18 protein-coding genes and 1 tRNA gene are annotated in these 22,562 nt (G+C 64.0%); 11 read left to right on the forward strand and 8 right to left on the reverse strand.

Features of this window, described 5'->3' with window-relative positions; all coding sequences use genetic code 11:
* Nucleotides 1-41: 41 nt before the first annotated feature.
* Entirely contained in the window at nucleotides 42-1,028 is a 987-nt protein-coding gene (tehA, locus tag AWB79_RS23650; protein WP_061169869.1) for a dicarboxylate transporter/tellurite-resistance protein TehA, read from the forward strand.
* 6 nt (nucleotides 1,029-1,034) lie between these two features.
* Here tehA and mfd read toward each other — a convergent pair whose 3' ends face one another.
* Nucleotides 1,035-4,511: a transcription-repair coupling factor gene (gene mfd, locus AWB79_RS23655; RefSeq protein WP_061169870.1), complete on the reverse strand. Its 3,477-nt coding sequence runs from the start codon at nucleotides 4,509-4,511 to the stop codon at nucleotides 1,035-1,037.
* 135 nt (nucleotides 4,512-4,646) lie between these two features.
* Here mfd and ispD point away from each other — a divergent pair, with 135 nt between their 5' ends.
* Both ispD and ispF read left to right on the forward strand, forming a co-directional pair.
* Complete coding sequence (gene ispD / locus AWB79_RS23660; protein ID WP_061169961.1) at nucleotides 4,647-5,369, forward strand: 2-C-methyl-D-erythritol 4-phosphate cytidylyltransferase; 723 nt, start codon at nucleotides 4,647-4,649, stop codon at nucleotides 5,367-5,369.
* Between the two features lie 36 nt (nucleotides 5,370-5,405).
* Nucleotides 5,406-5,897, forward strand: a complete 492-nt coding sequence (gene ispF, locus AWB79_RS23665; RefSeq protein ID WP_061169871.1) for a 2-C-methyl-D-erythritol 2,4-cyclodiphosphate synthase — start codon at nucleotides 5,406-5,408, stop codon at nucleotides 5,895-5,897.
* A 42-nt stretch (nucleotides 5,898-5,939) separates the two neighbouring features.
* Here ispF and AWB79_RS23670 read toward each other — a convergent pair whose 3' ends face one another.
* From AWB79_RS23670 to ompR, 4 genes are all read right to left on the reverse strand, one after another.
* Nucleotides 5,940-6,464, reverse strand: a complete 525-nt coding sequence (locus AWB79_RS23670) for a carboxymuconolactone decarboxylase family protein (RefSeq protein WP_061169872.1) — start codon at nucleotides 6,462-6,464, stop codon at nucleotides 5,940-5,942.
* 93 nt (nucleotides 6,465-6,557) lie between these two features.
* Nucleotides 6,558-7,106 (reverse strand): peroxiredoxin, encoded by a 549-nt coding sequence (locus tag AWB79_RS23675; protein ID WP_061169873.1) that lies wholly within the window; start codon nucleotides 7,104-7,106, stop codon nucleotides 6,558-6,560.
* Nucleotides 7,107-7,299: 193 nt separating this feature from the next.
* Nucleotides 7,300-8,664, reverse strand: a complete 1,365-nt coding sequence (locus AWB79_RS23680) for a two-component system sensor histidine kinase GluS (protein ID WP_061169874.1) — start codon at nucleotides 8,662-8,664, stop codon at nucleotides 7,300-7,302.
* A 63-nt stretch (nucleotides 8,665-8,727) separates the two neighbouring features.
* A complete protein-coding gene (ompR, locus tag AWB79_RS23685; protein ID WP_008349770.1) occupies nucleotides 8,728-9,453 on the reverse strand; it encodes a two-component system response regulator GluR in 726 nt (241 codons plus the stop codon).
* A gap of 243 nt (nucleotides 9,454-9,696) precedes the next feature.
* Here ompR and AWB79_RS23690 point away from each other — a divergent pair, with 243 nt between their 5' ends.
* Both AWB79_RS23690 and AWB79_RS23695 read left to right on the forward strand, forming a co-directional pair.
* Nucleotides 9,697-10,092, forward strand: a complete 396-nt coding sequence (locus AWB79_RS23690) for a hypothetical protein (protein ID WP_082862453.1) — start codon at nucleotides 9,697-9,699, stop codon at nucleotides 10,090-10,092.
* Nucleotides 10,093-10,114: 22 nt separating this feature from the next.
* Nucleotides 10,115-11,044: a DUF1501 domain-containing protein gene (locus tag AWB79_RS23695; RefSeq protein WP_061169875.1), complete on the forward strand. Its 930-nt coding sequence runs from the start codon at nucleotides 10,115-10,117 to the stop codon at nucleotides 11,042-11,044.
* On the opposite strand, the gene AWB79_RS23700 is transcribed toward AWB79_RS23695, so the two are convergent.
* The gene (locus tag AWB79_RS23700; protein WP_061169876.1) at nucleotides 11,041-11,883 is read right to left on the reverse strand and encodes a squalene/phytoene synthase family protein; all 843 of its coding nucleotides are present in this window, start codon (nucleotides 11,881-11,883) and stop codon (nucleotides 11,041-11,043) included. The genes AWB79_RS23695 and AWB79_RS23700 overlap by 4 nt on opposite strands.
* Before the next feature lie 239 nt (nucleotides 11,884-12,122).
* A tRNA-Leu gene (locus tag AWB79_RS23705) sits at nucleotides 12,123-12,209 on the reverse strand.
* Nucleotides 12,210-12,495: 286 nt separating this feature from the next.
* Here AWB79_RS23705 and AWB79_RS23710 point away from each other — a divergent pair.
* Together AWB79_RS23710 and AWB79_RS23715 are read left to right on the forward strand one after the other, a co-directional pair.
* Nucleotides 12,496-12,882: a DUF2946 domain-containing protein gene (locus AWB79_RS23710; protein ID WP_061169963.1), complete on the forward strand. Its 387-nt coding sequence runs from the start codon at nucleotides 12,496-12,498 to the stop codon at nucleotides 12,880-12,882.
* Between the two features lie 223 nt (nucleotides 12,883-13,105).
* Complete coding sequence (locus AWB79_RS23715) at nucleotides 13,106-14,545, forward strand: PepSY-associated TM helix domain-containing protein (RefSeq protein WP_061169964.1); 1,440 nt, start codon at nucleotides 13,106-13,108, stop codon at nucleotides 14,543-14,545.
* A 21-nt stretch (nucleotides 14,546-14,566) separates the two neighbouring features.
* Here the strand turns inward: AWB79_RS23715 and AWB79_RS23720 are convergent, their stop codons facing one another.
* Nucleotides 14,567-15,715, reverse strand: coding sequence for a glycerate kinase family protein (locus AWB79_RS23720; protein WP_061169877.1), 1,149 nt, complete (start codon nucleotides 15,713-15,715; stop codon nucleotides 14,567-14,569).
* A 551-nt stretch (nucleotides 15,716-16,266) separates the two neighbouring features.
* On the opposite strand from AWB79_RS23720, the gene tig reads away from it, so the two are divergent.
* The 4 genes from tig (at nucleotide 16,267) to lon (ending at nucleotide 22,464) form a co-directional block, all read left to right on the forward strand.
* Nucleotides 16,267-17,613, forward strand: coding sequence for a trigger factor (tig, locus tag AWB79_RS23725; protein ID WP_061169878.1), 1,347 nt, complete (start codon nucleotides 16,267-16,269; stop codon nucleotides 17,611-17,613).
* A gap of 139 nt (nucleotides 17,614-17,752) precedes the next feature.
* Nucleotides 17,753-18,406: an ATP-dependent Clp endopeptidase proteolytic subunit ClpP gene (clpP, locus tag AWB79_RS23730; protein ID WP_008349755.1), complete on the forward strand. Its 654-nt coding sequence runs from the start codon at nucleotides 17,753-17,755 to the stop codon at nucleotides 18,404-18,406.
* A 172-nt stretch (nucleotides 18,407-18,578) separates the two neighbouring features.
* Nucleotides 18,579-19,850 carry an ATP-dependent Clp protease ATP-binding subunit ClpX gene (gene clpX, locus AWB79_RS23735; RefSeq protein ID WP_061169879.1) on the forward strand — a complete coding sequence of 424 codons (1,272 nt, stop codon included), beginning with the start codon at nucleotides 18,579-18,581 and terminating at the stop codon, nucleotides 19,848-19,850.
* A gap of 190 nt (nucleotides 19,851-20,040) precedes the next feature.
* Complete coding sequence (gene lon, locus AWB79_RS23740; protein WP_061169880.1) at nucleotides 20,041-22,464, forward strand: endopeptidase La; 2,424 nt, start codon at nucleotides 20,041-20,043, stop codon at nucleotides 22,462-22,464.
* The last annotated feature ends 98 nt before the right edge of the window (nucleotides 22,465-22,562 follow it).

Consider the following 22,562-nt stretch of genomic DNA (forward strand, 5'->3'; position numbering starts at 1 on the left):
GGCGCGACCCGCGCCTCCAGACGAATCCAAGGAGAAGGACAATGAACAGCAACAATGGTACGAACAATCGCGCACCGATGCCGGTGGCGTTTTTCGGCATCGCTGTCGGATCGCTCGCGCTCGCGGGCGCATGGCGCGCGGCGGCCCGTGTATGGGCGATTCCCGAAACCGTTCCGGCGTTTCTGACGGCGGGCGCGCTCGTCGTGTGGCTTGCGCTTTCGATCGCTTACGGGCGCAAGTGGCTGATGGAACGCGATGCGGCCATCGCGGAGATGCGTCATCCGGTGCAGTCTGCTTTCGCCGCGCTCGTGCCGGTTTCGACCATGCTCGCCGCGCAGGCCGTGCAGGCCTATTCGCGCGATCTGGCGCTCGGGCTCTTCGGGATCGGCGTGGCGGGCGCGCTCGCGTTCGGCGCGTTCTTGCACGGGCGCTTCTGGCAAGGCGGACGCAAGCCCGAGCTGACCACGCCGGCCATGTATCTGCCATCGGTCGCGTCGAGTTTCGTCGCCGGCACGGCGGCGGCAGGGCTGGGATTCACGCAGGTCGGGACGCTGTTCTTCGGCGCGGGCGTGTTTTCATGGCTCGCGATCGAATCGATACTGCTGCACCGCGCGGCCGTGCATGAGCCGATCCCCGACGCACTGCGTCCCACGCTCGGCATCCAGCTCGCGCCGCCGGTCGTCGGTGGGGTGACGTATCTCGCGATCACGCACGGCGCACCGGACACCTTCGCCTACATGCTGCTCGGCTACGGGCTCTATCAGGCGCTGATGCTCGTGCGCCTCGCACCGTGGATCCGTCAGAGCGCCTTCACGCCTTCGTATTGGGCCGTGAGCTTCGGCGCGGCCGCACTGCCGACGATGGCGATTCGCATGCTGGAACGCGGCGCCACCGGTCCGATCGTGTGGATTGCACCGGCCGCGTTCATCGTCGCCAATGTGGTGATCGGGCTCCTGATCGCCGGGACAGTCCGGGCGATCTTCGACGGACGCCTGCTGCCGATGCCGGTCGCACGCGCTCAGGCGTAAGCCCGGTCAGCGGGCCGCGGCCACCGACTGCCGCACCGGACCTCCGAGCGCCCGCAACGTTTCCTTGACGGTGGAAATCCGCACGGCCAGATCCGGGCTGCGCGATTCGATCCGCAGCTTGTCCTGTCCCGCCAGCTTGATGTGCTTGTGCTTCTGCACCATCTCGATGATCTTCATTCCATCGATAGGCGGATTCGGGATGAACTGCAGCGAGATGGACTGCTCGGCGGCGTCGATCTTGGAAATGCCCAAGGGCTTCGCCGCCAGCCGCAACCGATGCGTCTCCACCAGCGCATGCGCCTGCGGCGGCAACTTGCCGAAACGGTCGACGAGTTCTTCCAGAATCCCGTCGATCGCATCGCTCGATTCGCAGTTCGCGAGCCGCTTGTACAGCGACAGACGCTCCTGCACATCGCCGCAATATTCCGCGGGCAGAATCGCGGGCGCATGCAGATTGATCTCGGTCGTGGCCGCCAGCGGCGCGTTCAGATCCGGCTCGCGTCCTTCCTTCAGCGCACGCACGGCGTCGTTCAGCATATCGGTATAGAGCTGGAAGCCGATCTCCTGAATCTCGCCCGATTGCTTGTCGCCCAGCACCTCGCCGGTGCCGCGAATCTCGAGGTCATGCATCGCGAGATAGAAGCCCGAGCCGAGTTCCTCCATCTGCTGAATCGCCTCCAGACGACGCTGCGCCTGCTTCGTCAGCGACTGCGGATCGTGCACGAGCAGATACGCATACGCCTGGTGGTGCGAGCGCCCGACGCGCCCGCGCAACTGATGCAGCTGCGCGAGACCGAACTTGTCCGAGCGATGCATGAGGATCGTGTTCGCGCTCGGCACGTCGATGCCGGTCTCGATGATCGTCGTGCACAGCAGCACGTTCGCGCGCTGGCCGACGAAATCGCGCATCACGCGTTCGAGTTCGCGCTCGTGCATCTGACCATGCGCGACTGCGATGCGCGCTTCCGGCACGAGCGCCTCCAGCATCGTGCGGCGATTCTCGATCGTCTCGACTTCGTTGTGCAGGAAGTACACCTGTCCGCCGCGCTTCAGCTCGCGCAGCATCGCCTCGCGGATCACGCCGTCTTCCTCGCGGCGCACGAAGGTCTTGATGGCAAGACGTTTCTGCGGCGCGGTCGCGATGACAGAGAAATCGCGCAGGCCTTCGAGCGCCATGCCCAGCGTGCGCGGGATCGGCGTCGCAGTGAGCGTGAGCACGTCGACTTCGGCGCGCAATGCCTTGAGACCTTCCTTCTGCCGCACGCCGAAACGGTGTTCCTCGTCGATGATGACGAGCCCGAGGCGCTTGAACTTCACATCGCTCGACAAGAGCTTGTGCGTGCCGATGACGATATCGACCGAGCCTTCGTTGATCTGCTGCACGGCCGTCGATACTTCCTTGCCGGTCTTGAAGCGCGACAGCTCCGCGATGCGCACCGGCCAGTCCGCGAAACGGTCCGTGAAGGTCTGCGTGTGCTGCTCGGCGAGCAGCGTGGTGGGCGAGAGAATCGCCACCTGCTTGCCGGCCATCACCGCGATGAACGCGGCGCGCAGAGCCACTTCCGTCTTGCCGAAGCCTACGTCGCCGCACACGAGGCGGTCCATCGGCTTGCCGCTCGTCATGTCGCCGATGACCGACGCGATCGCCGCCGCCTGATCGGGCGTTTCCTCGAAGCCGAAGCTCTCCGCGAACTTGGTGTAGTCGCGCGGTTCGAGCTTGAACGCGTAGCCTTCGCGCGCGGCGCGGCGCGCGTAAAGGTTGAGCAGTTCGGCGGCCGTATCGCGAATCTGCTGCGCCGCCTTGCGTTTGGCCTTTTCCCACTGGCCCGAGCCGAGCTGATGCAGCGGCGCGCTGTCCGGGTCCGCGCCGCTATAACGCGAGATCACGTGCAACTGCGAAACGGGCACGTACAGCTTCGACTCGTTCTGGTACTCGAGATGCAGGAACTCGGTTTCGCCTTCGCCCAGATCCATCGACACCAGACCCATGTACCGGCCGATGCCGTGTTGCGCATGCACGACCGGATCGCCGATCTTCAGTTCGGCGAGATCGCGCACCATCGAATCGACATTGCTCGCCTGCTCCTGGCGACGCCGTCCGGCGCGGCGCGCGAGCGGGCCGTAGAGTTCCGTCTCGGTGACGATCGCAAGCTTCTCCGCAGGCAACGAGAAACCGTTCGCCAGCGGCGCGATGCCGAGCGTGAACTTGCCGTCGCTCGTGAGCCATTCGTGGAACGTGTCGTGCGATTCGCCGCGCAGGCCGTTGTCCGCGAGCAATTGCTGGATCGTCTCGCGTCGTCCCGCCGATTCCGCGACGAGCATCACGCGATTCTCCGTCTGCTCCAGATAGTGGCGCAGCGCGAGCAGAGGCTCGTCGGCGTGGCGGTCGATCGCGAGTCCCGGCAGCGGCGCGGCCCAGCCGCCTTCGGGCGTCGCCGGAAACTTGAGCTGCGCGAAGGGCTTCGCGAACGTGAAGAAGTCGTCGTCGGTGAGGAACAGGCGGCGCGGTTCGAGCAAAGGCCGCTCGCGGTCGTGCGAAAGAAAGTCGAAGCGCTGCTTCGTGTCGTGCGTGAAGCGCTTGATCGCCGCGTCCATGTCGCCGACGAACGCGAGCTGCGAGCCTTGCGGCAGGTAGTGGAACAGCGTCGCGGTGTCGTCGAAGAAGAGCGGCAGATAGTATTCGATGCCCGCCGAAGGCACGCCGTTGCCGATGTCCTTGTAGATCTGCGAGCGGCTCGGATCGCCTTCGAACACCTCGCGCCAGCGGCTGCGAAACGCGGTGCGCGCGGCTTCGTCGAACGGAAACTCGCGGCCCGGCAGCAGACGCACGTCCTTCACCGGATAGAGGCTGCGCTGCGTGTCCGGATCGAACGCGCGGATGGAGTCCACCTGATCGTCGAACAGGTCGATGCGATACGGCAGCGCCGAGCCCATCGGATAGAGATCGATGAGCGAGCCGCGCACGCAATATTCGCCCGGACGCACCACCTGGCTCACGTGCTCGTAGCCCGCGAGCGTCAATTGCGCTTTCAGTTTTGCCTCGTCCAGGCGCTCGCCCTGGGTGAACGAGAACGTGTAAGCGGCCAGAAACGACGCCGGCGGCATGCGGTACAGCGCGGTCGTCGCCGGCACGATGAGAATGTCGCAACGGCCTTCGCCCAGATCGTGCAGCGTCGCGAGCCGTTCCGAGACCAGGTCCTGATGCGGCGAGAACGTGTCGTACGGCAGCGTCTCCCAGTCGGGCAGCAGGCGCACGCGTGCGTCCGGCGCGAAGTAGGGGATTTCGGCGGCGAGGCGCTGCGCGTCGACCGCGCTCGCGGTGACGACCGTCAGCAGCGGCACGCTCTCCCGAAAGGCCGCGTGATAGCGGGCGAGGGCGAGGGCATCGGACGAACCGGTCGCGCCGTCGAAGGCGAAACGCTGCCCCGGCTTGACCAGCGCGATGGGAGAAATGGACTGCGCGTTGACGGCTTTGGAAGGCATAAGGTGTGCATGGAGCCGTCCGGCGCGCCGCTCGAAAGGGCGAACTGGCGTACGGCGGACGTGGTCACGAAAGACCTATTATAAAATCCGGGCTTCAACTTTGACTTGGCAAACTCATTTGCCCGTTATTTGCCCGTGACTACGCGCCTGTTTTCACTGATTCCCTGCGCCGGCACCGGCAGCCGTTCCGGCGCGCCGATGCCCAAGCAATACCAGACCGTCGCGGGCCGTCCGATGCTCGCGTACACGCTCGCGGCGTTCGACGCGTGCTCCGAATTCTCGCAGACCCTCGTCGTGCTCGCACCGGACGACCATCATTTCGACGCGCGCCGCTTCGGCGCGCTGCGTTTCGCGGTGGAACGGTGCGGCGGCGCTTCGCGGCAGGCGTCGGTGTACAACGGCCTCGTCGCGCTCGCGAAATTCGGCGCGCGCGACGACGACTGGGTGCTCGTGCACGACGCCGCGCGCCCCGGCATCACGCCGGAGCTGATTCGCAAGCTTGTCGCAGAACTGCGCGATGATGCAGTGGGCGGCATTCTCGCGCTTCCGGTCGCGGACACGCTGAAACGCGTCGCACCGAACATGCCCGACGTGCCCACCGACGATGTCCGCATCGCGCACACCGAATCCCGCGACGGCCTCTGGCAGGCGCAGACGCCGCAAATGTTCCGGCTCGGCATGCTGCGCGAGGCGATCGAACGCGCGCGCCACGACGGTCACGACCTGACGGACGAAGCGAGCGCCATCGAATGGCTCGGGCACTCGCCGAAACTGGTTCAGGGCAGTCTGCGCAACTTCAAGGTGACGTATCCGGAAGATTTCGCGCTCGCGGGCGCGATACTCTCCGCGAACGCGTAGATCACACACATCAGCACTCACACAAGGTTTGGATCGATGGATTTCAGAATCGGACAAGGGTACGACGTCCACCAGCTCGTCGAAGGCCGGCCGCTCATTCTCGGCGGCGTGACCATCCCCTACGAACGCGGCCTGCTCGGCCACTCCGACGCCGACGCGCTGCTGCACGCGATCACCGACGCGCTGTTCGGCGCCGCTTCCCTCGGCGACATCGGCCGGCATTTTCCGGACACGGCGACCGAATTCGCCGGCGCCGACAGCCGCGTGCTGCTGCGCGAGGCGTTCCGGCGCGTGTCGGAGGCGGGTTTCGCGATCGCGAACGTGGACAGCACGATCATCGCGCAGGCGCCCAAGCTCGCGCCCCATATCGACGCGATGCGCGCGAACATCGCGGAGGATCTCGATCTGTCGCTGGATCGCGTGAACGTGAAGGCCAAGACCAACGAGAAGCTCGGCTATCTCGGCCGCAAAGAGGGCATCGAGGCGCAGGCCGCGGTGCTGTTGCGCCGCACGTCCATCGACGGATAACGCGAAACGCCACGCTTCTCACGCAGGCGCGGCGTCCGGCGGTCATTTCCCTTCGGCTGCGATCGTCAGCGCGACGGCGTTGATCACCGCGGCGATGCGGCCGACATCGCGCAATTGCGTCGTCGACATGCCCTCGGTCACGAGATTCTCGTAGTGAGACTTCACGCAGAAGTGGCACTTGCCGACGATCGACGCCGCCAGCGCATACATCTCGAAGCGCCGCTTGTCCACGCCGCCGTGCGACGCATACGCGTTCATGCGCAGGCCGGCGGGCTGGGTCTTGAGATCGGCGTTGCCGGCCATCTCCAGATACGGATACCAGACGTTGTTCATGCCCATCAGCGCGGCGGCGGTGAGCACGGCGTTGGTCTCTTCCGGCGAAAGCACGCCCGCGTCACGAATGACGCGCACCAGCTTCGTCGCCTTCGCGGCATAAGCGGCGGCCAGCGCGACGCCGACCGCGTCGTTGCCTTCGAGTGATGAGCGCGCGATGGTGCCGTCGACATTCAGGCGAATGTCCTTCGCGTAGTCGGGCACGAGTTCCTTGATCGCAGAGAGGAATTCCATTGTTTTCTCCTATTCGATGCCGTTAAAAAGCCCGCCAGCGCGCCGAATTCACACATCGGCCGATTGGCGGGCTTTGCGGCGACCAGGAAACGCTCAGAGCGTCGCGCCGCCGACCCCGCGGTTGCACGGACACAGCTCATCCGTTTGCAAGCCGTCGAGAATACGCAGGACTTCCTCGGGACTGCGGCCCACGTTGAGGTTGTTGACGGAAACGTGCTGAATCACGTTGTCCGGATCGACGATGAAGGTCGCGCGCAGCGCCACGCCGGCTTCCTTGTCGCGCACGCCGAGCTGGTCGATCAGTTCGCCCTTCACGTCGCCGAACGAGTAGTGGTTCAGCTTGTTCAGGTCCTTGTGCTCGCGACGCCAGGCCAGCTTGACGAATTCGTTATCGACGCTGCCGCCGAGCAGAACCGCGTCGCGGTCCTCGAAATCCTTCGCCAGCTTGCCGAATTCGACGATCTCGGTCGGACAGACGAAGGTGAAATCCTTCGGATAGAAATAGATGATCTTCCACTTGCCGGGGAAGGACTGCTCGGTGACTTCCTCGAAAGCGGACTGGCCGTTTTCCTCGTGATGGTTGAAACCCGGCTTCGCTGCGGTAACGGTGAATGCTTCGACTTTATCGCCAACGGTCTTCATGCAGAGACTCCTGTGAGATACGTTGAAAGGACAAACTCAAATCAAGCTTCAAACCAAACTACCGGATCGCTGTAACGCTCGCGTGACGCTTTGGCGCCAGTCGCACCGAGCGTTAACCCGATTCACCTTAACTCTATTTAAAAATCGCTTCAATAGGCTTTGACTAACGACGCGCATGGATTTTCACGGAGGTTCAGCCTTCGAAACGCGCGCCACCTTTCATCGGCGGAAAGTCGATAGTCACTTCGAAGCCCGGCAGCGGCGTGCGGTTGCGCAACCGCAGTGTGCCGCGTTGCCGCGTGACGAGGCGCTGCACGATCGCCATGCCGAGACCGGTGCCGTTCGCCTGCGTGCGCGCAGCATCGACGCGATAGAACGGGCGCGTGATGAGCGCCACCTGGTCGTCCGGAATGCCGCGGCCTTCGTCCATCACGGAGAGTTCGACCTTGCCGTGCGCGACGCGGGTCAGCAGCGTGATGCGCGCAATGTCGTCGTGTTCGCTGCGGCCATACTTGCGCGCGTTCTCCAGCAAGTTGCCGACGACCCGGCGCGCATCGGTCGGATCGCCTTCGATCACCGCGCCCTGCGCGAGATCGGTCCGCATGACGACGCCGTCGTCGGCCTGGAAGCGGGCAGCGAGTTCGCTCGCGATCATCGAGAGATCGACCGCCTCGGGCATGCGCTGCATCGGCCGCGCATAGTCCAGAAAGCGGCCGATGATCATGTCCATCTGCTCGATGTCGTCGATCATCGCGAGCTTGGTCGCTTCGTCCGATGGGCTCATTTCGGTTTCCAGACGCAGGCGCGCAAGCGGCGTGCGCAGGTCGTGCGAGATGCCCGCGAGCATCAGCGCGCGATCCGCTTCGAGCTGCTCGAGGTCCTGCACCATCTGGTTGAAGCTTCGGTTGGTTTCCGCCGCGACGCCCATGCCGCGCTCGGGCAAAGGTTCGGGCGACTGGCCCGAGCCGAGCTTGCGCGCCGCGAGCGCCAGACGTGCGAACGGACGGTTCACGAGACTCGTGATGAACGCCGCGCCGAACAGCGACAGCGCGAGCGCGAACACGCCCCAGCCGGCCCATTGAAGGCCGGTGACGGTGTCGAGCTGATCTCGGTCGAGTGCGACCCAGTAATCGTCGTCGTCGATCTTGAAGCTGATCCACACGCCCGGAATGTCGTTCACCGACTGCGCGATGATCGTGTCGTTGCCCAGACGTCCGCGCACGTCGCGCTCGATCAGCCGGTTCAGCGATTCGTCCGGCTGCAGCTTGTATTTATCGGAGGTCTCGCGCGGGTACACGCGCACGCCCTCGTTGCTCTCCAGATCCTGAAGCAGCGCGCGGCGCAGGTCGGGATCGGAATAGAGCAGGGCGGTGCGCGTGAGTTTGACCACGGCGACGAGTTGCAGCGCCACGCGTTGCGCGCGCGGTTCGCGCTCGATCACGCGGAAGCTCTGAAACCACGCAGTCAGGCTGACCGCGATGAGCAGCGCGATGAGCGCGAAGGTTCGCCAGAACAGGCCGCCGAACGCGAGCGCCAGTAGCCGCCTGTCGATGCGCATGGGTCGGTCGGGTTCAGCTCGGTGGAGAGGAGAAAGCGTGACGAAACTCGCTAAAACGTTCGATCAGGCCGCGCCGTCGGGAATGAAGACGTAGCCGAGACCCCACACCGTCTGAATGAAGCGCGGGCTGCTGGGATCGGGCTCGATCAGCTTGCGCAAACGCGAGATCTGCACGTCGAGGCTGCGGTCGAAGACTTCGTATTCACGGCCGCGCGCAAGCTCCATCAGCTTTTCGCGCGAGAGCGGCTGACGCGGATGACGCGCGAACACCTTCAGCACCGAAAATTCGCCGGTGGTCAGCGGGATTTCCTGGCCGTTCTTCGTCAGCGTGCGGGTGGCGAGATTCAGCGCGAATTCGCCGAACTCGAACACTTCGGTGGTTTCGGACGGCGCGCCCGGCAATTCGGATGGCGTCTGACGGCGCAGCACCGCGTGAATGCGCGCGACCAGTTCGCGCGGATTGAACGGCTTCGGCAGATAGTCGTCCGCGCCCATTTCCAGGCCGACGATGCGGTCCACATCCTCGCCCTTCGCGGTGAGCATGATGATCGGCGTGCGGTCGTTGCTGCCACGCAGACGGCGGCAGATGGAAAGACCGTCTTCGCCGGGCAGCATCAGGTCGAGCACGAGCAGATCGAAACGCTCGCGCACCCAGAGCTTGTTCATCGAAGGCGCGTTCTCCGCCACATACACGTTGAAGCCCTGCTCACCGAGGTAACGGCGCAGCAGATCGCGCAGGCGCGGGTCGTCGTCGACGACGAGAATTTTTGATGGGTTTTTGGTTTCCATGGAGGCATCTTAGCGCGATTGGTCGAGCGCCGAGTTTGTAACAAAAGCGAGTGTAACAGTTGGTTACAAAATTTACGGAGCCGGTGGCACGGGTCTGAGGTTTGGTGCGTACACTGCTTTACCTAAGCCCGCCATTCGGTAGATACTCCATTAGACCAGCGCGTCACGCGGCGAGACCAGGCCTTGTGAGGCGTGCGCGAAAAGACTGAGGCTGTCCGGTTGTCGAGCAACGAAGGGAACAACATGAAGGGAGCGCGGCAGCGCGGACCCGTGCGCTCCGAGCGCATCTTCAGAAAAACACTTCTTGCCAGTGCGCTCTATGCAGTACTGAGCACACCTCATGCCTATGCGCAGACCACCGGTTTCACGCGCGAAGACAATCCTTCTTTCGATCGCAGCATCGGCAATCGGCCGAGTCATTTCGACGGTCGCATGATTCGCGCGCAGCAGCGCGTGAACAAGAGCGCGCCCCCTTCGAGCCGCGATCACGACAGCAAGGCGCCCGCGATGCAGCCCATCCAGCAAGTCGATCAGACGCCGCCCGCGCGGCCGCCGCGCCACACCGTGATGACCGCCGACGAACGTCGCCTTCTGCGACAGCACATCGAAGAAGCGGTGCGCGATCTCTACAAGCGCTGAGCGCTGAGCGCTGCGAGCCGCGATGAACCGCCGCGAGTTTCTTTCCATCGCCGGGGCGTTCGCGGGATGCACGAGCGACATCGGCGAGGCTTTCGCCTCGGTTCCTCCCAGCCTTCCTTCGATGTACACGCTCGTGCTCGTCGATCTCGACGGCGGCAACGACGCGCTCAACACCGTCGTTCCTATCGCCGATGCGCGTTATCGCACGTTGCGGCCGCGTCTGGCGCTGTCGCGCGATCGCGTGTTGCCGCTCGATGCGCGCACGGCGCTGCATCCTTCCTTATCGCCGTTGATGAGCACGTGGCGCGCGGGAGAACTGGCGATCGTGCAGGGCGTCGGGTATGAAGCACCGAACCGCTCGCATTACCGGTCGCGGCAGATCTGGGACACGGCGTCGCATGCAGACGAATATCGCGTCGATGACTGGCTCGCCCACGTGCGCGACGTGAATGCGGGAAGCTTCGTCGCATCGTGCGATGCCGCTGCGCGTTTCATCGCAGCGCGTGACCTGGCGCAGCGCATGGACGTGATCCGTCTCACGCTGCATGGCTTCGATACGCACGAGTATCAGGCGGCGCGGCATGCCGCGCTGCTCGCGCAACTCGCGCAAGGACTGGCGTCGCTGCGCGCGAGGTCGATCGCGTCCGGCGCGTGGGGGCGCACGCTCGTCATGACGCGTTCGGAGTTCGGGCGCTCGGCGCGTGAAAACGACGCGGGCGGCACGGAGCACGGCGCGGCCGCGGCGCACTTCGTCATGGGTGGGAATGTGCGCGGCGGATTGTTCGGCGCGCCGCCACGGCTCGATCAGATGGATGCGCAAGGCGGCTTGCCGGTCGAGGTCGATTTCAGGCGGCTCTACGCGACCGTACTGGATGCATGCTCGCAACGCGATGCGATATCGATTCGCGGGGAACGCTTGGAGCCGCTACCGATTCTGCGCGCGCTGGTCTAGCGCGTGCGCCACGTGATCCACAGCTTGCGGATCGGCGTGAGCGAAATGCGTTGATGCAGCACCTGAAAGCCTTCCCGTTCGATTTCGTCGAACAGCGCGAGCGCCAGCGCGGCCTGCGCGCGCAGCACGCGCTGCGTCGCGCGTTCCGACGACGGAATCGCCGCGAGCGCATCGGTCAGGGCACGGCGCGCGCGTTCGGTCTGAAAGCGCATGAGCGCGGTAAAGGCATCGCCGTAGCGGCGATTGATGATGTCCGCGGCCGTCACGCTGAAGCGCTGCAACTCGTCGATCGGAATGTAGATGCGGCCATGGCGCGCATCCTCGCCGATTTCCTGCACCCGCTGCGCGAGCAACAGAGCCGAGCCGAGCGGAGCGGCCCACGCCGCGGCGCGTTGCGGATCGCGCGCGCTGGCGCGTGCGAGCGCCGTCGCGAACGCGCCACCGGTCTGCTGCAGATAGCGATCGAGTCCCGGCCAGTCGAGATAGCGCGCCTGATCCAGATCCATGCCGAAGCCATCGACCAGCGTGGCAAGCGACGCGCGGCCCGCATCGTCGAGCACGGGATGCGCGGCGTCGCCGGCGTGGGCTTTCAGCGCCTTGGTCACCGGATGCGTCGGTTCGCCGCCATCGAGCCGCGCAAGCTCGCCTTGCCACCACGCATGCTTCGTGCGGCCGATGGTCGGATCGCTGGTTTCCTTCACCGTCTCCTCGAGCTCGCGATGGAGTGCATAAAGCGCGGTGAGGAGCGGCTGGCTCGCCGCCGGCGCGCGGCGCAGCGCGTAATACGTGCTGGAGCCTTCGGGCGCGGCCTTTTGCTGGCAATAGTCGTCGAAATTCACGAACGGTGCGGGTGGGAAGTTCGAAGGATGGGACGTTCTTGTCTTGTAGCTTCGGCTGACGCCGGACGAGCGCGCAATGTCACTCGGGCGCTCATTTTATCCGTCGCCGCACGGCTTCGCTGCCACCCGCCCGGGACGCGCGACGAGGCGACGGTGTCCGAACCCGGCGATATCGGCCCGCGACGAAAAAACGCGGCCAGAAAAACAAAAACCCCTTTGCCGGTGAAAGGGGTTTTATGTGGTGCGAGGAGGGGGACTCGAACCCCCACACCCTTGCGGGCGTCAGGACCTAAACCTGGTGCGTCTACCAATTTCGCCATCCTCGCAGCACGACGCGCGCTTCGGGCCTCGTGACGCCACCTGTACGGCTCTTTCTCGAAACCCGGCGATGCCGCCGTGTCCGGCACCGGCCCACTGTGCCAAGCCCGAGATTCTAACCGATTCGTTTGGCGATGTCTGAGAATTTGCGTCACGCCTCGGCGCGACGCGAATCAGCCAATGAACGCGCGCATGTCGCTGCATCCCGGTCATACGCACCGCGAGATTGCAGCATCGATGGCGCCTGCCTACAATTCCGGTCAATCCCTCCGTTTCGGCCCGCAGATTTCCCTCATGACTCGCAACGCGCGCAATCGCTTCGTCGCATGGCTCGGCATCGCCGCCATGTGGCTCGCCATTGTCGCGCCGGTCATCAGCCAGACGCTCGCGGCGCGTGTCGCGGATGATCCGCAAGCCGTCTTGTGCGCGGTCGATGCATCCCACAACGAGCACGATCAGCATGACGCCGCGCCGGCCAGTCATCACGACGTCGCCGGCCATCTCGACGCGTGCTCGTATTGCGGACTGCTCGCGCATAGTCCGCTCATCGCGGCGGGCATCGCGCATCAGGTCGCGCGCACCGACCACGTCACGCGCATGCCGACGCTCGCGCGCATCGGCGTCGCCTCGTCGAAATCATTCAACGCCGCGTCTCAGCGCGCGCCTCCGGTTCTTTCCTGACACCGTCCTTCGGCCGATCGCCGCGCGTCCGAGCGTGTCTCCACGCGCGTCGCTCGCGGCCGTCCGTTGCACGCTCCATCAGGACGACGTAAAGAAAAAGAACGCCCGATTCGGGCGCGGTCGGGAATATCGCCATCACGCGCGTGGTTTGATCATCGCGTGGAAGCGCGCGCCGGCATTCGATACGTCGCTGTCGTTCCGCATACACCCAACGAGATTCGCCATGCTTGCACCCAATATCAACGCGGCCGCCGCGACGTCGGAAGACGATGTCATCGCTCATCGGCGCACGCTCTGGCGCTGGCATTTCTATGCCGGGCTGTTCGTCATGCCGCTGCTCATCGTGCTCGCGGTCACGGGCACGATCTATTGTTTTCAGCCGCAGATCGAGCCGCTCTTGTATCGCGACCGGATGGTCGTCGCCGATACCCACGGCGAGCGCCTTTCAACCGATGTCCTGCTCGCGAAGGCCGCCGCCAGCGAACCGCGCGGCGCCGTGCCGACGCTTGCGCAAATCGAAACGGACCGCACGCGCAGCGCCGAATTCGTGTTTCGCCTGCCTTCGGGCGAGAGCGAAAGCGTATATGTGAATCCGTATGACGGCGCGGTGCTCGGCACGCTCTCGGTCGAGCATCGGCTGATGAAGCAGGTGCGCGAGTTGCATCGCGCGTTGCTGCTGGACAAGACCGGCGCACTCGTCATGGAACTGGCGGGCTGCTGGACGCTCGTCATGATCGGCACGGGCATCGCGCTGTGGTGGCCGGATCGCACAATCAGGCGAAACGGTGGCGTGTGGCTGCCGCGCCTGGCGCTCAAAGGGCGCGCGTGGTGGCGCGACCTGCACGCCGTCGGCGGTATCTGGCTCGCCATCGGCGCGCTGTTTTTCGTGCTCTCCGGACTGCCATGGTCGGGTTCGTGGGGCAAGGAGTTCAAGGCGCTCGCAACATCGGCGTCGCTCGGCTATCCGAAGGGTGCGTGGGGCGAGGCGCATGTGCATTCGACCGCGCCCGGCGCATCGGCGAAGGCAGGCGATGAACACGCGATGCACGGCATGCAGATGAAGATGGACGACCTGCCGCTGCATCAGACGCCGTGGGCCGTCGGCGCGACGACCGTGCCGGACAGCGCGGGCGCATCGGCCTCGAATCCGCGTATCCCGATAGACGACGTGATCGCGATCGCGGCGAAAAACGGCGTCCCCGATGACTACGGCATCGCGCTGCCAGCCACGCCGACGGGTGTCTACACGGTCTCGTACTTTCCCGCCGATCCGCGTGCCGAACGCACGCTGCATATCGATCAGTACAGCGGTCGCGTGCTGTCCGACATCGGTTACGCGAGCTACGGACGCGTCGCGCAATGGATTTCGTACGGCACCTCGCTGCACATGGGACGTTATTTCGGGCTCGCGAATCAGATCGTGTGCGCGGCGATCTCGCTCGGGCTCACGACGCTGGCGATCACCGGCTTCGTCATGTGGATGAAGCGCCGGCCCGCGCGCACGCTCGGCGCGCCGGCGCGGCCCGTCAAACGTCCTCCGATGCGCGCATGGCGCAGCGCATTGACGCTGCTCGGCATGATTTTCCCGCTGATGGGCGCGACGATGCTGGCGGTCTGGTGCCTCGATCGCCTGGCGTTCGGAACGAGGCGCGCGGCTGCGTGAGGCATCCGCGCGCGGCCGGACTCAGACGGAGCCGAACTTGAGTCGCGTGAGCTGCTCGGCTTCGTTCGCGAGCAGGCGCGCGGCGTCGCGGATCGCCACGTCGAGCGTGATCGGGCCCGGCGCCGGCGAGAAACAGCCGCTGAAAAACTCGGACAGTCGCGGCAGCGCGGCCGAATCCACCGCGCCCGACAACAGCGACGCCGGCACACCCAGATCGCGCGCGTGCTTGCAGGCGATGAACGGCGCCTTGCCGTGCAGCGTCTGCACGTCCGAGCGGCCTTCGCCCGTGATGAGCCAGGTCGCGCCTTCGAGCGCTTCGTCGAGCCTGATCTCGCGCGCGACGACTTCCGCGCCGGTCTCGAAGCGCGCGCCGAGCATGTGCAGCGCGAAGCCTAGTCCGCCGGCCGCGCCCGCACCCGGTTCGTTGCGCTTGGCGACGCCCATCGCGGGTTCGAGCAGATCGGCGAAATGGGCGAGGGCGGCGTCGATCGGCTCCACTTGCTCCGGCATCACGCCTTTTTGCGGACCGAAGATCGCGGTCGCGCCGTGATCGCCGGTGAGGGGATTGTCCACGTCGGACATGCCGACGAACTCCGCGTCCTTCACACGCGGATCGAGCCCCGACGCATCGATGCGCGCGATCCGCGCAAGCGCCGAGGGCGCCGGGTCGAGCTCCTTGCCGTCCGCGTCGAAGAGCTTGAGCCCGAGCCCGACGAGCAGGCCCGCGCCGCCGTCGTTCGTGCTGCTGCCGCCGAGCGCGACGAAGAAGCGGCGTGCGCCGGAGTCGAGCAGCGCGCGGATCGCCTCGCCCATGCCGAGCGTGCTCCGCTCGGTGACGGGCACGGCCATGCCGTCCGGGTCCGTGATGCCGACCACTTCCGCCGTCTCGAGGATCGCGCTGCCGTCGGCGAGCAGGCCCGTGGCGGCGTCGCGGCGCGCGGCTGCGGCGCCGCGCACGTTGAGCATGCGGCGCTCGCCGCCCGCGGAGAGCATCGCGTCGAGCGTGCCTTCGCCGCCGTCCGCCATCGGGCGGATGCGGATGTCGGCGTCCGGCCGAGCGCGCCTGATGCCCTCCGCGATGGCGTTCGCGACGCCTTCGGCCGAAAGCGACCCCTTGAAAGAATCGGGAGCGATGACAACTACGGGAGCGGCGGACGTGGCGTTAGGCATGGTGTCTCGAATGTTCTGTGTGAAGGCAACGATTGAAAAGCTGCAAGGCCGCTCCATCTATGCACTTGTTGCATGCGCTTCATGCCTTGCGGCAATGCGTTGCGCGTCGGGCGACCTCGCTGCGCGAATCATGCGCCGGCAAGCTTATCAGCGTGACGCGCGGCGCAAAATAGCGGCGCGCCGATAGCGGGAATTGTGCGCGCGCCCCCGCATCTGGAAAACGCGGACTTACGCCGAAATTTGCCCGGGAAACGGGCGCTTTTCCGGGCAAATTTCGTTGAAATGGCGTGTGGACGTTTTCGTCATCGGGGGCGCGCGGATTTGTTTGCTAAAATAGTCGGTTCTGTTGACTGACACCGTGTCGGGCGACGTTCCGGCACCTCCGGCAGACGCGTACTTCGCGCGTTTTCGGGCGCCAGGCGTCGATTTCGGCCGGCTGAAGCGGAGCCCGCATCATTGGCTCCGGCAGAGCCCGAACCCGGACCCGCGCCTTTAGAACCGCGGAAGAACCGAACACCGAATTCACGATTTACTCTAGGACGATTTCAGCCATGGCTAACGTAGTTGAGAACCTCGGCAAGCTCGAACGCCGCGTGACCATTTCCCTGCCGAAAGATACCGTGCAGAAGGAAGTCGATTCGCGCATCCGCCAGTTGGCCAAGAACGTGCGCATGCCGGGTTTCCGCCCGGGCAAGGTGCCGCTCAAGATGGTGACGCAGCAGTACGCTGGCCAGGTCGAAGCCGAAGTGCTGAGCGACAAGGTCGGCAAGGAATTCTTCGACGTCACGCGCGCCGAGAACCTGCGCGTTGCCGGCCAGCCGAGCTTCGCACCGAAGGCGGAAGGCACGGAAGACCAGTACGCATTCGACGCGACCTTCGAGGTCTATCCGGAAGTGCAACTGGGCGACGTCGCCAACGCTGAAATCGAACGCACGGTCACGACCATTTCGGAAGCGGAAGTCGACCGCACGCTGGACATCCTGCGCAAGCAGCGCGTGCACTTCCACGCGCGCGGCGAAGCCGGCGAGCACGGTGACGGCGGCGCGGACACCGCAGCCAAGGAAGGCGACCGCGTGACGCTGGACTTCGTCGGCAAGATCGACGACGTCGCGTTCGAAGGCGGCAGCGCGCAGGATTTCGCTTTCGTGCTGGGCGAAGGCCGCATGCTGCCCGAGTTCGAGCAGGCCGCAACGGGCCTGAAGGTCGGCGAAGAACGCACGTTCGACCTCAAGTTCCCGGACGACTACCACGGCAAGGACGTGGCGGGCAAGACGGCGCAATTCACCATCACGATGAAGAAGATCGAGTGGCCGCATCTGCCGGAAATCGACGCGGAATTCGCGAAGTCGCTCGGCATCGAAGACGGCGATCTGACCAAGATGCGCACCGAGATCAAGGACAACCTGGAGCGTGAAGCCAAGCGCCGCACGCAGCAGATCGTGAAGAACCAGGTCATGGACGCGCTGCTCAAGATCTCCGAACTCGACGTGCCGAAGGCGCTGATCGAGCAGGATCAGCAGCGTCTGGTCGAAATGGCGCGTCAGGATCTTCAGCAACGTGGTGTACCGAACGCCGCCGACGCGCCGATTCCTGCTGAAATGTTCGCGGAACAAGCTGAGCGCCGCGTGAAGCTGGGCCTCGTGCTCGCCGAACTGGTGAAGGCCAACGAACTGCAAGCGAAGCCCGAGCAGATCCGCGCTGAAGTGGACGAATTCGCCAAGAGCTACGAAGACCCGAAGGAAGTCGTCCGCTGGTATTATTCGAACCAGCAGCGCCTCGCCGAGATGGAAGCGTACGTCGTGGAAAGCAACGTCGTCGATTTCGTCCTGGGCAAGGCCAAGGTGACCGACAAGGAAGTCAGCTTCGAGGAACTGGCCAGCGCAACGGCGCAAGCCTGACGCGAATGGCAAGGGGCGTGCGGAGTCGTCGGACTGACGGCTCGCACGCCTTTTTTGCATTAAAGTTTGGGCGTTTGCATGCCGTTCTAGTGGATGTTCCTTTGTCGTTCAGTACCCTTATTCCGAACAAGGAAATTGCATGACCTTTCGCGCTGAATTGCTCGACACGTTGGCGTCCCACGCACCGCGGGATTTCGAAGCCCAGGCGCTCGGCCTCGTTCCGATGGTCGTGGAAACGAGCGGCCGCGGCGAGCGTGCCTATGACATTTACTCGCGTCTCCTCAAGGAGCGCGTGGTGTTTCTCGTTGGTGAAGTGAACGACCAGTCGGCGAATCTCGTCGTTGCGCAGTTGCTGTTCCTCGAAAGCGAGAACCCGGACAAGGACATCAGCCTGTACATCAACAGCCCGGGCGGCTCGGTGTCGGCGGGCATGGCCATTTACGACACCATGCAGTTCGTGAAGCCTGACGTTTCGACGCTGTGCATGGGTCTCGCGGCGAGCATGGGCGCGTTCCTGCTGGCGGCGGGCGCGAAGGGCAAGCGCGTCGCACTGCCCAACGCGCGCGTGATGATTCACCAGCCGCTCGGCGGCGCGCGCGGACAGGCGTCGGACATCGAAATTCAGGCGCGGGAAATCCTGTACCTGAAGGAACGTCTGAATCAGTTGCTGTCGCATCACACGGGTCAACCGGTCGAGCGTATCGCGCGCGACACCGACCGCGACAACTTCATGTCGGGCGACGACGCGCAGGCTTACGGCCTCGTCGACCAGGTGCTTCACAAGCGTCCTTAACGGCGTCCGGAGCGGCGCCGCGCCGGTCCGCGGAGGCAGGGCCGGCAAGTAGCGAAGTCGCACGTGCGGCGCTACGCCAAAAAGCGCTTCGTTCGTCCTTGCAGGTGCGAATCTGCGTCGGCGAATCGAAGGGCGTATCATGTAACAAGAGTGTCCGGAGGCTTACACATTTATGGCGGACAAGAAAGGTTCCAGTAGCGAAAAGCTGCTGTATTGCTCGTTTTGCGGCAAGAGCCAGCATGAGGTGAAGAAGCTCATTGCGGGCCCGTCGGTGTTCATCTGTGATGAATGTATCGACTTGTGCAACGAGATCATTCGCGACGAAGCGGCCGGCGCAGCAGAGGAGGCCGGACTGTCCAAGTCCGACCTGCCGAGCCCGCAGGAAATCAGCGACATCCTCAATCAGTACGTGATCGGCCAGGAACGCGCGAAAAAGATTCTCGCGGTGGCCGTGTACAACCACTACAAGCGGCTCAAGCATCTCGACAAGAAGGACGAGATCGAGCTGTCGAAGAGCAACATTCTCCTGATCGGTCCGACCGGCTCGGGCAAGACGCTGCTCGCGCAGACGCTCGCCCGCATGCTGAATGTGCCGTTCGTGATCGCGGACGCGACGACGCTGACCGAAGCCGGTTACGTCGGCGAGGACGTCGAGAACATCATTCAGAAGCTGCTGCAGAACTGCAACTACGAAGTCGACAAGGCGCAGCGCGGCATCGTCTATATCGATGAAATCGACAAGATCAGCCGCAAGTCGGACAACCCGTCCATCACGCGCGACGTGTCGGGCGAAGGCGTTCAGCAAGCGTTGCTCAAGCTGATTGAAGGCACGATGGCGTCGGTGCCGCCGCAAGGCGGACGCAAGCACCCGAATCAGGATTTCATCCAGGTCGACACGACCAACATCCTGTTCGTTTGCGGCGGCGCGTTCGACGGGCTGGAAAAAGTCATCACCGATCGCACGGAGAAAACCGGTATCGGTTTCGCTGCGAGCGTGAAGAGCAAGCAGGACCGCGACGCGGGCGAGGTACTGCGCGAAGTGGAGCCGGAAGATCTGATCAAGTTCGGTCTGATTCCCGAGCTGATCGGCCGTCTGCCGGTCGTCGCGACGCTCGGCAAGCTCGACGAAGCCGCGCTCGTGAAGATCCTGATCGAACCGAAGAACGCGCTCGTGAAGCAGTATCACAAGCTCTTCGCGATGGAACGCGTGGAGCTGGAAATCCGTCCGGCGGCGCTGCAGGCCATCGCGCAGAAGGCGATTCGCCGCAAGACGGGCGCGCGCGGGTTGCGTTCGATTCTGGAACAGGCGTTGCTCGACGTGATGTACGAACTGCCGACCATGAAGGGCGTCTCGAAGGTGATCGTCGACGACAACACCATCGACGGCGACGGCAAGCCTCTGCTCATCTACGAAGATGCGCCGAAGGTAGCGGGTTCCAACTGAAGCAGGCTGTGTGTCGGCGAAAGGCCGTTCATGGCGACGTGAACGGCCTTTTGTTTATTTTTTTCGGTTTATCTTGTGGACGTGACTGACGCGATCTTCGACTAACGACTTTTCCCTTCCGATAAAGGCTTGCAATAGCTCATAACGGCCTTACTTACGACTGAACTGATTCCACTACTGGGGAAATGAAATGTCAGGAACCCAACTCCTCCCGCAGGAACGTATTACGCTGCCGCTGCTCCCGCTGCGCGACGTAGTTGTTTTCCCGCATATGGTGATTCCGCTCTTCGTCGGGCGGCCCAAGTCGATCAAGGCCCTCGAAGCCGCGATGGAAGGCGGCAAGCACATCATGCTCGTCGCCCAGAAAACGGCGGCGAAGGACGAGCCGACCGAAAAGGACATGTACGAAGTAGGATGTGTCGCCAACATCCTGCAAATGCTGAAGCTGCCTGACGGCACGGTGAAAGTGCTCGTCGAAGGCTTGCAGCGCGCGAAAACGCTCTCGATCGAAGAGCAGGAAACGCAATTTTCCTGCGATGTGATGCCGCTCGAACCCGATCACGCCGACAGCGCCGAAACCGAAGCGCTGCGCCGCGCGATCGTCTCGCAGTTCGATCAGTACGTGAAGCTCAACAAGAAGATTCCGCCGGAGATCCTGACGTCGCTGTCGGGTATCGATGAAGCGGGTCGTCTGGCGGATACCATCGCCGCGCACCTGCCGCTCAAGCTCGACCAGAAGCAGCACATCCTCGAGATGTTCCCTGTGATCGAGCGTCTTGAGCATCTGCTCGCGCAGCTCGAAGCGGAAATCGACATTCTTCAGGTCGAGAAGCGCATTCGTGGCCGCGTGAAGCGCCAGATGGAGAAGAGCCAGCGCGAGTACTACCTGAACGAACAGGTCAAGGCGATCCAGAAGGAACTGGGCGAAGGCGAAGAGGGTGCGGATCTCGAAGAACTCGAGAAGCGCATCACCGCTGCGCGCATGCCGAAGGAAGCCAAGAAGAAGGCCGACGCCGAACTCAAGAAGCTCAAGCTGATGTCGCCGATGTCGGCTGAAGCGACCGTCGTGCGCAACTACATCGACACGCTGATCGGCTTGCCGTGGCGCAAGAAGAGCAAGGTCAACAACGACCTCTCGAACGCAGAGCGCGTGCTGGATGAAGACCACTTCGGGCTCGAAAAGGTCAAGGAACGCATTCTCGAATATCTCGCGGTTCAGCAACGCGTCGAGAAGGTGAAGGCGCCGATCCTGTGTCTCGTCGGGCCTCCGGGTGTCGGCAAGACCTCGCTCGGTCAGTCGATCGCGCGTGCGACGAACCGCAAGTTCGTGCGCATGGCATTGGGCGGCGTGCACGACGAGTCCGAGATTCGCGGTCACCGTCGCACGTATATCGGTTCGATGCCGGGCAAGATCCTGCAAAGCCTCGCGAAAGTCGGCGTGCGCAATCCGCTCTTCCTGCTCGACGAAGTCGACAAGATGGGTATGGATTTCCGCGGCGATCCGGCGTCGGCGCTGCTCGAAGTGCTCGATCCGGAACAGAACCACACGTTTGCGGACCACTACATCGAAGTGGACTTCGACCTGTCGGACGTGATGTTCGTCGCGACGTCGAACTCGCTGAACATTCCGCCGCCGCTGCTCGACCGGATGGAAGTCATCCGCCTGTCGGGTTACACGGAAGACGAGAAGGTCAGCATCGCGCAGCGTTACCTGCTGCCGAAGCAGAAGCGCAACAACGGCCTGAAGGACGGCGAGATCGACGTCACGGAACAAGCCATCCGCGACATCATTCGCTACTACACGCGTGAAGCGGGCGTGCGTTCGCTCGAGCGTGAGATCTCGAAGATCTGCCGCAAGGTCGTGAAGATGCTCTTGCTGAAGAAGGCCGAAGGCGCCGTGAAGGTCGACGGCTCCAACCTCGACACCTTCCTCGGCGTGCGCAAGTACGACTTCGGTCTGGCCGCGAAGGAGAACCAGATCGGTCAGGTCACGGGTCTCGCGTGGACGGAAGTCGGCGGCGATCTGCTGACGATCGAAGCGGCGGTGATGCCCGGCAAGGGCGGTGTGATCCGCACGGGTTCGCTCGGCGACGTGATGAAGGAGTCGGTCGAAGCGGCACGCTCGGTGGTGCGTTCGCGTTCGCGTCGACTTGGCATCACGGATGAGTCGTTCGAGAAGAAGGACATCCACATCCACGTGCCGGAAGGCGCGACACCGAAGGACGGTCCGTCCGCCGGTATCGCGATGACCACGGCGCTGGTGTCGGTGCTGACCGGCATTCCGGTTCGCGCGGATGTCGCGATGACGGGCGAAATCACGCTGCGCGGCGAAGTGCTGCCGATCGGCGGGTTGAAGGAGAAGCTGCTGGCGGCGCATCGCGGCGGCATCAAGCTCGTGCTGATCCCGGAAGAAAACACCAAGGATCTGGCCGACATCCCCGACAACGTGAAGAACGCCATCGAGATCGTGCCGGTTCGCTGGATCGATCGCGTGCTGGAACTGGCGCTCGAACGCACGCCGGAAGCGCTGCCGGAAGACGAAGCGAAGGCAACGCCCGTCACGGCCGAACAGCAAAAGGACGCACCTGCTTCGGGCGAGTTCGTGAAGCATTAAGCGCATCGGAAGCGCGCGCGGTTCATCGCCGCGTTGTCCGATCGAAGCTAAAAACCCGCGGGTTCATCCCCGCGGGTTTTTTTATGCTCGCCATGGTT

Source organism: Caballeronia hypogeia (assembly GCF_001544875.2).
Lineage (GTDB): Bacteria > Pseudomonadota > Gammaproteobacteria > Burkholderiales > Burkholderiaceae > Caballeronia > Caballeronia hypogeia.

What these genes read in the sequence shown, in the direction of transcription:
- AWB79_RS23720 (WP_061169877.1), bottom strand. Translation starts at nt 15,715, where the DNA reads ATGCCTAACGCCACGTCCGCCGCTCCCGTAGTTGTCATCGCTCCCGAT.
- clpX (WP_061169879.1), top strand. Translation starts at nt 18,579, where the DNA reads ATGGCGGACAAGAAAGGTTCCAGTAGCGAAAAGCTGCTGTATTGCTCG.
- lon (WP_061169880.1), top strand. Translation starts at nt 20,041, where the DNA reads ATGTCAGGAACCCAACTCCTCCCGCAGGAACGTATTACGCTGCCGCTG.
- AWB79_RS23710 (WP_061169963.1), top strand. Translation starts at nt 12,496, where the DNA reads ATGACTCGCAACGCGCGCAATCGCTTCGTCGCATGGCTCGGCATCGCC.
- mfd (WP_061169870.1), bottom strand. Translation starts at nt 4,511, where the DNA reads ATGCCTTCCAAAGCCGTCAACGCGCAGTCCATTTCTCCCATCGCGCTG.
- AWB79_RS23715 (WP_061169964.1), top strand. Translation starts at nt 13,106, where the DNA reads ATGCTTGCACCCAATATCAACGCGGCCGCCGCGACGTCGGAAGACGAT.
- AWB79_RS23675 (WP_061169873.1), bottom strand. Translation starts at nt 7,106, where the DNA reads ATGAAGACCGTTGGCGATAAAGTCGAAGCATTCACCGTTACCGCAGCG.
- clpP (WP_008349755.1), top strand. Translation starts at nt 17,753, where the DNA reads ATGACCTTTCGCGCTGAATTGCTCGACACGTTGGCGTCCCACGCACCG.
- tig (WP_061169878.1), top strand. Translation starts at nt 16,267, where the DNA reads ATGGCTAACGTAGTTGAGAACCTCGGCAAGCTCGAACGCCGCGTGACC.
- AWB79_RS23680 (WP_061169874.1), bottom strand. Translation starts at nt 8,664, where the DNA reads ATGCGCATCGACAGGCGGCTACTGGCGCTCGCGTTCGGCGGCCTGTTC.
- AWB79_RS23695 (WP_061169875.1), top strand. Translation starts at nt 10,115, where the DNA reads ATGAACCGCCGCGAGTTTCTTTCCATCGCCGGGGCGTTCGCGGGATGC.
- AWB79_RS23670 (WP_061169872.1), bottom strand. Translation starts at nt 6,464, where the DNA reads ATGGAATTCCTCTCTGCGATCAAGGAACTCGTGCCCGACTACGCGAAG.
- AWB79_RS23690 (WP_082862453.1), top strand. Translation starts at nt 9,697, where the DNA reads ATGAAGGGAGCGCGGCAGCGCGGACCCGTGCGCTCCGAGCGCATCTTC.
- tehA (WP_061169869.1), top strand. Translation starts at nt 42, where the DNA reads ATGAACAGCAACAATGGTACGAACAATCGCGCACCGATGCCGGTGGCG.
- ompR (WP_008349770.1), bottom strand. Translation starts at nt 9,453, where the DNA reads ATGGAAACCAAAAACCCATCAAAAATTCTCGTCGTCGACGACGACCCG.
- ispF (WP_061169871.1), top strand. Translation starts at nt 5,406, where the DNA reads ATGGATTTCAGAATCGGACAAGGGTACGACGTCCACCAGCTCGTCGAA.